Origin of the sequence: Oceanobacillus alkalisoli (genome assembly GCF_021556485.1) — a bacterium.
GTDB lineage: Bacteria > Bacillota > Bacilli > Bacillales > Amphibacillaceae > Oceanobacillus > Oceanobacillus alkalisoli.
In genome coordinates this window covers 389,330-399,008 of sequence record NZ_JAKGBW010000001.1, presented here as the reverse complement: position 1 = coordinate 399,008, position 9,679 = coordinate 389,330, and the positions used below count along the sequence as shown (strand labels likewise).

General features: G+C 39.1%; 14 protein-coding genes and 2 other annotated features. Of the genes, 9 read left to right on the top strand and 5 right to left on the bottom strand.

Annotated features, from left to right (window positions below; translation table 11 throughout):
- Positions 1 to 224: 224 nt before the first annotated feature.
- The gene (locus LZD48_RS02165) at positions 225 to 419 is read right to left on the bottom strand and encodes a DUF5325 family protein (protein ID WP_235761077.1); all 195 of its coding nucleotides are present in this window, start codon (positions 417 to 419) and stop codon (positions 225 to 227) included.
- 218 nt (positions 420 to 637) lie between these two features.
- Positions 638 to 771: a sequence feature (ribosomal protein L20 leader region), on the top strand.
- A 69-nt stretch (positions 772 to 840) separates the two neighbouring features.
- Here LZD48_RS02165 and infC point away from each other — a divergent pair.
- The 5 genes from infC to LZD48_RS02140 all read left to right on the top strand — a co-directional run bounded on the left by infC (position 841) and on the right by LZD48_RS02140 (position 3,587).
- Positions 841 to 1,344, top strand: coding sequence for a translation initiation factor IF-3 (gene infC, locus LZD48_RS02160; protein WP_235761076.1), 504 nt, complete (start codon positions 841 to 843; stop codon positions 1,342 to 1,344).
- 146 nt (positions 1,345 to 1,490) lie between these two features.
- Entirely contained in the window at positions 1,491 to 1,682 is a 192-nt protein-coding gene (rpmI, locus tag LZD48_RS02155; RefSeq protein WP_235761075.1) for a 50S ribosomal protein L35, read from the top strand.
- A 56-nt stretch (positions 1,683 to 1,738) separates the two neighbouring features.
- Positions 1,739 to 2,098 (top strand): 50S ribosomal protein L20, encoded by a 360-nt coding sequence (gene rplT / locus LZD48_RS02150; RefSeq protein WP_235761074.1) that lies wholly within the window; start codon positions 1,739 to 1,741, stop codon positions 2,096 to 2,098.
- A 565-nt stretch (positions 2,099 to 2,663) separates the two neighbouring features.
- Entirely contained in the window at positions 2,664 to 2,936 is a 273-nt protein-coding gene (locus tag LZD48_RS02145; protein ID WP_235761073.1) for a DUF1294 domain-containing protein, read from the top strand.
- A 57-nt stretch (positions 2,937 to 2,993) separates the two neighbouring features.
- Positions 2,994 to 3,587: a TVP38/TMEM64 family protein gene (locus tag LZD48_RS02140; RefSeq protein ID WP_235761072.1), complete on the top strand. Its 594-nt coding sequence runs from the start codon at positions 2,994 to 2,996 to the stop codon at positions 3,585 to 3,587.
- 20 nt (positions 3,588 to 3,607) lie between these two features.
- Here LZD48_RS02140 and LZD48_RS02135 read toward each other — a convergent pair whose 3' ends face one another.
- Positions 3,608 to 4,000: a sigma-w pathway protein ysdB gene (locus LZD48_RS02135; protein WP_235761071.1), complete on the bottom strand. Its 393-nt coding sequence runs from the start codon at positions 3,998 to 4,000 to the stop codon at positions 3,608 to 3,610.
- A 103-nt stretch (positions 4,001 to 4,103) separates the two neighbouring features.
- Here LZD48_RS02135 and LZD48_RS02130 point away from each other — a divergent pair, with 103 nt between their 5' ends.
- Complete coding sequence (locus LZD48_RS02130) at positions 4,104 to 4,589, top strand: dUTP diphosphatase (RefSeq protein ID WP_235761070.1); 486 nt, start codon at positions 4,104 to 4,106, stop codon at positions 4,587 to 4,589.
- A gap of 204 nt (positions 4,590 to 4,793) precedes the next feature.
- On the top strand, positions 4,794 to 5,879 hold the full coding sequence (locus LZD48_RS02125; RefSeq protein WP_235761069.1) for a M42 family metallopeptidase: 1,086 nt from the start codon (positions 4,794 to 4,796) through the stop codon (positions 5,877 to 5,879).
- A gap of 45 nt (positions 5,880 to 5,924) precedes the next feature.
- Here the strand turns inward: LZD48_RS02125 and LZD48_RS02120 are convergent, their stop codons facing one another.
- From LZD48_RS02120 to sspI, 3 genes are all read right to left on the bottom strand, one after another.
- A complete protein-coding gene (locus LZD48_RS02120) occupies positions 5,925 to 6,545 on the bottom strand; it encodes a lytic transglycosylase domain-containing protein (RefSeq protein ID WP_235761068.1) in 621 nt (206 codons plus the stop codon).
- A 109-nt stretch (positions 6,546 to 6,654) separates the two neighbouring features.
- Positions 6,655 to 7,134 carry a DinB family protein gene (locus LZD48_RS02115; protein WP_235761067.1) on the bottom strand — a complete coding sequence of 160 codons (480 nt, stop codon included), beginning with the start codon at positions 7,132 to 7,134 and terminating at the stop codon, positions 6,655 to 6,657.
- Between the two features lie 73 nt (positions 7,135 to 7,207).
- On the bottom strand, positions 7,208 to 7,432 hold the full coding sequence (sspI, locus tag LZD48_RS02110; protein ID WP_235761066.1) for a small acid-soluble spore protein SspI: 225 nt from the start codon (positions 7,430 to 7,432) through the stop codon (positions 7,208 to 7,210).
- A gap of 100 nt (positions 7,433 to 7,532) precedes the next feature.
- Between sspI and LZD48_RS02105 the strand changes: the two genes are divergently transcribed.
- Together LZD48_RS02105 and pheS are read left to right on the top strand one after the other, a co-directional pair.
- Positions 7,533 to 8,270 carry a TrmH family RNA methyltransferase gene (locus LZD48_RS02105; RefSeq protein ID WP_235761065.1) on the top strand — a complete coding sequence of 246 codons (738 nt, stop codon included), beginning with the start codon at positions 7,533 to 7,535 and terminating at the stop codon, positions 8,268 to 8,270.
- A gap of 73 nt (positions 8,271 to 8,343) precedes the next feature.
- Positions 8,344 to 8,583: a binding site (T-box leader), on the top strand.
- Between the two features lie 52 nt (positions 8,584 to 8,635).
- Positions 8,636 to 9,670 carry a phenylalanine--tRNA ligase subunit alpha gene (gene pheS, locus LZD48_RS02100; RefSeq protein ID WP_235761064.1) on the top strand — a complete coding sequence of 345 codons (1,035 nt, stop codon included), beginning with the start codon at positions 8,636 to 8,638 and terminating at the stop codon, positions 9,668 to 9,670.
- Positions 9,671 to 9,679 lie beyond the last annotated feature (9 nt).

Genomic DNA, 9,679 nt, shown 5'->3' with positions numbered 1-9,679 from the left:
ACTAAATCGTGAATCGCAAAGGCAATATCATTTTCTTGTAGTTTCATTTCTAAATCTAGCGGCAAAACAACTTGATTCATGTTATAATGTTTAAACATAAGGACACCTCTTTTGTGATGAATTATTGTTGTGGTAACTTTAATTTTATCAAAAGGTGTCCTTTTTGTTGAGTAAAATAAGAGTAAATAGAAAATCGCTTCACGCTTTTTGCGCGAAGCGATTTTCTATTTACTGGGGTTTTGTCCCAGCCTCTTCTGCCTTTTCTTGAGAACAAGTCCATATCCCATCAAACCGAATCCAAGTAAGATGAAGAGAACAATCAACGAAACACTCCGTAATGCAATAGCAAACCCAACTGCTATAAACATAAAGACTACTAATATTGCGAGAATAAAAAATTTCCAATTAAACGCTTCCATATTCACACCTCGCTTTATACTAACCATTTGTAGTATATAGGAAATCTGCGAACAGTTCAAAGTGGTGAAAAAAGATTTGCTTCTATTGTGTAACTGTGCTATTATAGGAAAGCAGTTTTGCTGAGTAACGTATACAAGACTACTGAAAAATAGAAAATGCTTGACGCAAAGAGTCAGGCATGCTATAATTTAATAGTTGAATGAAATTTATATGATCTGAAGACAAGCAGAAGCACCCGCTTCTCACCTGATCGACGCGATTAGAGCAGTTGACTGGTTTCTCTCAAGATATTAATGATTAATTGACAGGGAAACGTGTGGGTGCAGTTCGTACCGACACTTTTTTTATGTGAGTAAATAGATTGTCTAAAAAGATCAGCAACAAAATATTCGGAGGTGGCTTGAGATTAGCAAAGAGAATTTGAATGTAAATGAAAGAATCCGCGCAAGGGAAGTACGTCTAATCGATTCCAATGGTGAACAGCTTGGTGTGAAATCGCATAAGGAAGCTATGCAAATTGCTCAGACGAGAAATTTGGATTTAGTATTAGTGGCACCTAATGCAAAACCGCCAGTTGCTCGTATTATGGATTACGGAAAATACCGCTTTGAAATGCAGAAGAAAGAAAAAGAAGCACGGAAAAAACAGCGAGTTATTAACGTGAAAGAAGTACGGCTTACACCAGGAATTGGCGATCATGACTTTGAAACGAAACTGAAAAATGCTCGGAAATTCTTGGAAAAGGGCGACAAGGTGAAAGTAGCTGTGCGCTTCCGCGGAAGAGCTATTACTCATAAAGGGCTTGGCCGTGATGTCCTTGACCGCTTTGCTGAAGAAGTAAAAGATATTGCAACCATTGAACAGAAGCCTAAGATGGAAGGGCGTAATATGTTTATGATGGTTGCGCCATCAACTGAAAAATAAGATACGTTATTTTCTTATGCAGAAAGATAAGTATAAATCTTTTCTTACTGCATAAGGGCAACTTAGGCGTTCGCCGTAAAGATTTGGCGAATACCAAGGTTTCTAATAAGAAACACTGCTTAATTTTACTTTAGGAGGAAATTCGGATGCCAAAAATGAAAACCCACAGAGGGTCTCAAAAACGTTTTAAAAGAACTGGAACTGGAAAACTGAAAAGATCTCACGCATATACGAGTCACTTATTTGCTAACAAATCACAGAAACAAAAACGTAAACTTCGTAAAGGTGCGACCGTCTCTCGCGGGGACCAAAGACGCATCGATTCCATGATTCCTTAAGTCATGGAGAGACAGAATTAAACTTGGATTAGAATTGTACTAGGAGGGAATTTAAAATGGCACGTGTAAAAGGTGGAACAGTAACACGCAAACGTCGTAAACGCGTCCTTAGATTAGCTAAAGGATATTATGGTTCAAAAAGTAAATTATTTAAAGTAGCAAAACAACAGGTAATGAAATCAGGTCAGTATGCATATCGTGACCGTAGACAGAAGAAACGTGATTTCCGTAAGTTATGGATCGCACGTATTAACGCTGCTGCTCGTATGAACGATCTTTCATATAGCAAGTTAATGCATGGCTTGAAATTAGCTGGTGTTGATATTAACCGTAAGATGCTTTCTGAGCTAGCGGTAAACGATGCACAAGCATTTACACAATTAACGGATAAAGCTAAAGAAGCTTTAAGCAAATAATAAAAAGGTCAAATTCCGATTCAGGCGGAATTTGACCTTTTTATATATGTTGAAATTAAGTCCTTAACTTCTATAACAGTGAAATTTATGTTAGTTTATTCATTTCCTTATAGGGTAGAATTTACCTATTGGATATTTAGGTTCGCTTGTCTGGTAGAACTCTCCAATGAGATAATTTCTTGTATTAAGGCTTGATTTTGTCTAATAGGACTTTCCAATGAGACAGTTTCATAGATTCAAAATTTATTATGTCTCATAGCACGTCCGCCTACCAAATCATAAACGCTAGAACAACCTTTGATAAAATCCATAATACAGCTACAGCTTATATAGTTCAGTATGGAAAATAAAAAAGATCTCACCCGGGGACTTCCAACAGAAATTACCCCAAAGAAGCTAGGTTTATGATAAAATTACAACATGAATGAATTTCATAATTACCAAAGTCGGCTTTTCCATCACCATATGTAGTTGGGAACGAACCAACTCAACTACATATGGTGATGGTGAAGCATTAAATACGTATTATGAAATTCATTAACATAATAGCAAAAGGAGTTTTTTTATGTATGATTCTGTGTTAGTTTATATACTAGTTGTAAATATTTTTACGTTTTTTCTGATGAGGATTGATAAACAGAAGGCGATCAGGGAACAGTTCCGTATTCCCGAAAGGACTTTTTTCTTGTTATCTTTTTTAGGGGGAGCGCTCGGTACATATGCCGGCATGCAGCTGTTTCGCCATAAAACAAAGCATACATCGTTTACCGTCGGAATCCCGGTACTGATCATCTGGAATGCTGCTGCTTTCATCTATCTCTTCTCGAGCATGTCATAATCGACTCATTGTCTTACATATAATAAACAGTAAAGCGAATTATGAAGGAGGAGGAGCATGGAGGCATTAGGAGCGGATCTTCTCACCTATGTTGAGCTTGGCGGCTTGTTTGCACCAGTCCTATTTATTTGTTTTCATTTACTCCGGCCATTATTCTTTATTCCTGTCGTTTTTATCTGTATCTCCGGTGGAATCTTTTTCGGCCCGCTTGCAGGTGGCTTGTATTCTTTAGTGGGTGTCACTTTATCCAGCATCTTATTTTATGGAATTTATACGAAGATGCCGAATGCAATGGATCGAATCCTTCGGGTGAAACAGCGACTGTTTGGAGACAACAAAGAGCTAACAAAGTCTCAGATTCTGTTACTTCGATTAGTCCCCTTTATCCATTTTCATTTAATATCTCTCTGTCTGATTGAAATTTCATCCAGTTTTAGAGACTACACAAAGACCTCAGTTCTTACAAACATTCCACTTGCCTTCATTTACACTTCAATTGGAGGAAGCATTTCTACTTTATCCCCATATACAATCACTGGATTAATGGTCATTCTGCTCATCTTTTTTTATTTATTGCGCAGGAAAGAAATCATCATCAAATGGCAGGATTTTTTCTCCATTGAACAGACGAAGCACACATCAAAAGCTTGATGTGTGCTTCGTTCCATTTTCTATTCTAAGGGCGTTAATACAAGGTCGCTGATCGGGTGTTTCCATTCGATTTTCGCATACGGGTAACGTATTAATAATTCACTTTCTAAAAAGTATAGATCTTCCCGGGTAATACCTTTCAATTCTATTGGTTGGCAGACGCTGATATGGAGATTTGTTACCTCAAAGGAATCCTCTGCAATCCCAACATACTTTTCCCCGACAAATGTACAACCTTTATATACGAAACGTAAATTCTTTTTACTGTTCTTTGGTTCATCAACAAGGTAAAATTGTTTTAGCTCTTTAGCAATCCGTATTTTTCTATCCGAACTTCTTAAGTATTCAATCCAAGTATAAACAAGGAGAATAATTGCAAGCAGAATAAGAATGCGGAATAATAGTACAAGCATGTGTAATCGTCTCCTTACTTGTTATATAATTCAAGTACGAAAGGAAGCGAGGAAAGGTTTCACTTTTTTAAAAAAAACTTAAGATAAAATGAGGTGCAGTGAATTGAATTGGGAAAAGCTTTATAATATGCAGCAGGAATTGGACAGCTATATTGCTAATAATCATGAACTCGAAGGGAAAGATTTATACAATGAACGGCATTTGGCCTTTCTTGTAGAGCTTGGGGAGCTTGCAAATGAAACCCGCTGTTTTAAGTTTTGGAGTAAGAAGAAACCAAGCGAAAGAGACGTTATTCTTGCGGAATATGTGGACGGGATTCATTTCCTTTTATCAATTGGTTTAGAGAAAGGGTATAGGTATAATGGCGAAAAGGCAGCTGGGACAGAAAATCAACAGACGAAACAATTTAATCATGTCTTTATCGTAGCTGCAGGCTTTAATCAGAATCCATCAGAAGAAGGATACATACACCTGTTCAAGGAATTTATACATTTAGGAAAAGTACTTGGATTTAACGAAGAGGATATTTATAATGCCTACCTGGAGAAAAATGAAATTAACTATGAACGACAAGATCAAGGATATTAAAAGACATCTCTTAAGCATAGTTTCTTATCTTTGATATAATAAGTTTATACTTTAACTAGATTAATGAATTTCATAATACGTATTTAATACATCACCATCACCATATGTAGTTGGGTTGGTTCGTTCCCAACTACATATGGTGATGGGAAAGCCAACTTTGGTAATTATGAAATTCATTCAGATGTAAAGGAGAGATATTAAACAATGGCAAAATTAGACGAAACGTTAACAATGTTGAAAGACTTAACAGATGCAAACGGCATTCCGGGAAATGAAAGGGAAGTTAGAGATGTTTTTGAAAAGTATATTTCCCCTTATGCAGATGAAGTGACGACGGATAATCTAGGCAGCTCTATCGCGAAAAAGGTAGGAAACGAAAATGGACCGAAAATTATGGTTGCTGGTCATTTAGATGAAATTGGCTTTATGGTGACACGTATCGATGATAAAGGATTTATTTATTTCCAAACGGTTGGAGGCTGGTGGAACCAGGTCATGCTTGCCCAGCGTGTAACGATTATGGGATCCATTGGGAATGTCACAGGTGTCATCGGTTCCAAACCACCACACGTGCTCTCGGCCGAAGCGCGTAAGAAGCCGTACGAAATCAAAGACATGTTTATCGATATCGGAGCATCAAGTAAAAAAGAAGCAGAGTCATTCGGTGTTCTTCCAGGTCAATCTATTGTTCCATATTTCGAGTTCACCCAATTGAAAAATGAAAAGATGCTGATGGCGAAAGCTTGGGACAACCGTATTGGTCTCGCTATTGCAATTGATGTATTGAAGCAGCTTCAAGGTGTAGATCACCCGAACATCGTTTATGGCGTTGGAACGATTCAAGAAGAAGTTGGTCTTCGTGGGGCAAAAACATCTGCTAACCAAATCGAGCCCGATATCGGCTTTGGTGTAGATGTTGGAATTGCAGGTGACACACCGGGAATCTCTGCTCATGAAGCAGACAGTAAATTAGGGGATGGCCCACAGATCGTTCTTTACGATGCTTCGATGGTATCCCATAAAGGCTTGCGTGATTTAGTTGTGAAAACAGCGGATGAACAAGGAATTCCATATCAGTATACATCGATTGCTGGCGGTGGAACAGATTCCGGTTCTATTCACTTAACAGCAAATGGAGTACCTGCCTTATCTATAACAATTGCAACTCGTTATATTCATTCTCATGCAGCAATATTACATCGGGATGACTTCGAAAATGCAGTGAAATTGATTGTTGAAGTCATTAAACAACTTGATAAGGATAAAGTGAAGGAATTAATTCTTGCTTAATAACAGAAAACACAAGGTGTCTCGAGCACACCTTGTGTTTTTAATTTAAACTAAGTAATTGTTCATCACTTTTGTTACATAATTCCTTGTTTCATGAAATGGAGGAATGCCACCGTGTTTATCGACATTTCCCGGGCCTGCGTTATACGCAGCAAGAGCGAGTTCCATGTTTTCGTTATAACGGTCAAGCATCTGTCTTAGATATTTTGTACCACCTAAAATATTTTCCCTCGGATCAAAGGAGTTAGCGACACCTAGGCCTCTTGCAGTACCGGGCATTAATTGCATAAGACCTTGAGCGCCGGCAGTACTTGTAGCATTAGGGTTAAAGCTCGATTCTGCTTGAATGACACTTCGAATCAGCTGGTTATCGATATTGTATTTTCGGCTCGCTTCCTCAATGTAGCTGTCAAAAGCAGTTGGCTTCGATGAAGAAAGAGTGTCCGCCTGACGAATCAGTTGAGTCAAATTGACCGATTGCTGGTAAGGGGCGGATACTGTACTTGATAAAACGGGAGGTGTCATTTCTCTTGCTTGATTGATCTTTTCCTGCAGTAATTGGTTGAAGGTAAGTTCTGCAAAAGATGAACTGGAGTGTGTATTTGGTGAGGTCATGGTTTGCATAGCTTGCAGCTGTATGAACTGTTGTAAGTCTCTGATTTCCAATATAATCCCTACTTTCTCTATTACTTATCTTACTAGGATTCCGCCAAGAATTCAATGCTTAAAAGGGACATAAGATGCTTGTTTGCACCATTATGCCCCAAATTGTTCATTATTTTTCCAAATCTTCCTTTGTCGGTCCCATGACTCCAGGAACATTAAGTCCAGCTTGGCGGAGGAGTACAGTGATTTGTCCGCGATGATGCGTTTGGTGATCAATTAATGTACGAAGAATCGCACCTCCGGCAGTTGGTCTTCCATGTTGATCCACTTTTTCAGTCAAATGTTTATCAGAGAATTCTTTTGATACTTTTTCAGCTAGTTCCTTGCTTACTGATTGGTATCCTTCCGCGATTTCTTTAGCTGTGCTAGGTAGTTTTCCTGCATCTCCCGCATTGCTCAGCTCCAATCCCAACAGTCCGGCAAAATAAGCAGGGGCGGTTGCCAAATGCCAACCTAACCATCTTAATGTGTTGTGTCCTTCTATAATCGCTTGGTCTAACTTTTCATCTGTCATCGCTTCAAGTACTCGCAATGTCTCTGAACTTGCATCTTGCCAATCTTGGAGAAAATCATCTACTTTCCGATACATCATATAACCCCTTTCAATTTTGAATACTTCAAGTTTAACAAGATTATCGGAAAGATAGTAGGGAAAAGCACCTTTAAGAGCTTGTAGTAGCTTGTTTTACACCAGACTCTAGAGATTCTACCATGTCCTGTTTCATTGTTTGGTCAGATTGTTGCCAGATCAGCTCAAACAGCACACCTAGTCCTGGGAGCATTTTTTCTTCACCATTTTGAATTGCATCTACAATCGTTGCTTCCAGTTGGGATTGATCGTTTGTTGAAATATTACTAAGAATTGCTTTCCGTAAATTTAAATCCATTCTGTTTACCTCCTTCGTTCTTCGATTCATGAAATTAGTTTGACCAAATGGTTCCTAAATATGTATGATAAGAAAAAAGAACACGATAAGGATGAAGACGTTGATTACATCATTAACGAACGGAAAAGTTAAAGCTTGGAGAAAGCTTCATAAACGAAAGGGTAGAAAGGAACAGCAAATGTTTCTCATCGAAGGATCGCATCTTGTCGAAGAAGCTTGGAAGAGTGGTCAGAAAATAGTAGAAATCATTGCAGAGGAAAATGTTTCAATTCCTGCTTGGAGTGCCAATCTTCCTGTAGAACGTGTTTCAAATCAGGTGTTTACCCACATTTCCCAGACAACAACACCACAAGGAGTAGCAGCAATTATTAAAATGCAGCCGGTAACCGTCATAACTGGTAATCAGCTTGTTATGCTTGACGCGATACAGGACCCCGGTAATTTAGGGACGATTATCCGTACGGCAGATGCTGCGGGGATAGACGCTGTCATATTAGGTGAGGGAACAGTTGATTTATACAATGATAAAGTTATCCGAGCGACCCAGGGATCACTCTTCCACATCCCGGTATACGAAGCTGATTTGAAAGAAGAAATACCTTCGTTGAGAGAAAGAGGCTATGAAATATGGGCAACTGCTCTGGAAGATGCGACTTATTACCATGAGGTTAAGACACCCGAGAAGGTTGGACTGATACTGGGAAATGAAGGCGCAGGTGTGCAGCGAGATTTACTTCAGCAAGCAGATAAGCGGGTGAAAATTCCGATTTATGGTAAAGCAGAGTCATTAAATGTAAGTATTGCTGCGGGTATTCTCATGTACCATCTGAAAGAATAGGCTTGCAAGCTCAGAGGAAATTATCTATAATGTATGAAGTGAAGTATAAATGGATTGTATAGATAAATGAAGATGTAATGCGTTGAAAGAGCTAAGTATTATCCATGACAGGAATGCAGGGAGGAAATGTCTGAGACTGAAAACATTTCTATTGCTGGGATAAGACCATTTCACTCTGGAGCAGGCACTTGGACCTTGTTGTATACAAGTAAAGGTGTACCCGGATTTTATAATCCGTTATCAAGATTGAGTTGGACAATATACTTTATTGTCAACAAGGGTGGTACCGCGAAATAATAGCCTCGTCCCTTTATCGGGATGGGGCTTTTTTATTTTGTTTAAATGTATTTTAAGGAGGATTCCGTATGAAGGAGCAATTGGAGACAATACAGCAAGAAGCTTTAGCGAAAATTGAAGATGCTGAAGAAATGAACAGCCTTCAAGATATTCGAGTCGCTTATTTAGGGAAAAAAGGTTCGATTACAAAGGTTCTAAAGGGAATGGGGAAGCTTTCCCCGGAAGAACGTCCGGTTATTGGGGAGATGGCAAATAAAGTACGTAATATCATCACTGGCGCAATCGAAGAGAAATCGGCTGAACTTGAAGAAATCGCACTCCATGAACAGCTAGAGACAGAAGCGATTGATGTGACATTGCCAGGGCGTAAAGTCAATGTCGGTGGGCCACATCTCCTAACAAGTATTGTAGAGGAAATTGAGGACTTATTTATTGGCATGGGTTATGAGATTAAGGAAGGTCCGGAAGTCGAAACAGACTACTATAACTTCGAAGCGCTTAATTTACCGAAAGATCACCCGGCCCGTGATATGCAGGATTCATTTTATATTACAAATGAGCTGTTATTGCGTACGCATACATCTCCAGTCCAGGCACGGACAATGGAAGCTTATAATGGTGAACGGCCATTCAAAATGATCTGCCCAGGAAAAGTATACCGTCGGGACAGCGATGATGCGACACACTCCCATCAATTTACACAGATTGAAGGGCTGCTTGTCGATAAAAATGTGCGGATGAGTGATTTGAAAGGTACATTAGATAAATTTGCTAAGCAGATGTTTGGAGAAGATCGTGAAATTCGTCTGCGCCCGAGTTATTTTCCATTCACAGAACCATCCGTGGAAATGGACATTTCCTGTAAAGTTTGTAATGGCGAAGGGTGCAGCGTATGTAAAGGTACAGGCTGGATTGAAATCTTAGGTGGTGGCATGGTTCATCCGAAAGTACTCGAAATGGGTGGATATGATCCGAAAATATACAGCGGCTTTGCTTTTGGAATGGGGCCGGAACGGATTGCAATGTTGAAATATGGCGTAAACGATATTCGTAGCTTCTATACGAACGATATTCGATTCTTAAAACAGTATCATCACGCATAGGGAGGAAAA

Coding starts and splice junctions, on each gene's coding strand:
- LZD48_RS02125 (WP_235761069.1), top strand. CDS start 4,794: ATGGCAAAATTAGACGAAACGTTAACAATGTTGAAAGACTTAACAGAT.
- pheS (WP_235761064.1), top strand. CDS start 8,636: ATGAAGGAGCAATTGGAGACAATACAGCAAGAAGCTTTAGCGAAAATT.
- LZD48_RS02140 (WP_235761072.1), top strand. CDS start 2,994: ATGGAGGCATTAGGAGCGGATCTTCTCACCTATGTTGAGCTTGGCGGC.
- rplT (WP_235761074.1), top strand. CDS start 1,739: ATGGCACGTGTAAAAGGTGGAACAGTAACACGCAAACGTCGTAAACGC.
- LZD48_RS02145 (WP_235761073.1), top strand. CDS start 2,664: ATGTATGATTCTGTGTTAGTTTATATACTAGTTGTAAATATTTTTACG.
- LZD48_RS02165 (WP_235761077.1), bottom strand. CDS start 419: ATGGAAGCGTTTAATTGGAAATTTTTTATTCTCGCAATATTAGTAGTC.
- sspI (WP_235761066.1), bottom strand. CDS start 7,432: ATGGATTTAAATTTACGGAAAGCAATTCTTAGTAATATTTCAACAAAC.
- LZD48_RS02135 (WP_235761071.1), bottom strand. CDS start 4,000: ATGCTTGTACTATTATTCCGCATTCTTATTCTGCTTGCAATTATTCTC.
- rpmI (WP_235761075.1), top strand. CDS start 1,491: ATGCCAAAAATGAAAACCCACAGAGGGTCTCAAAAACGTTTTAAAAGA.
- LZD48_RS02115 (WP_235761067.1), bottom strand. CDS start 7,134: ATGTATCGGAAAGTAGATGATTTTCTCCAAGATTGGCAAGATGCAAGT.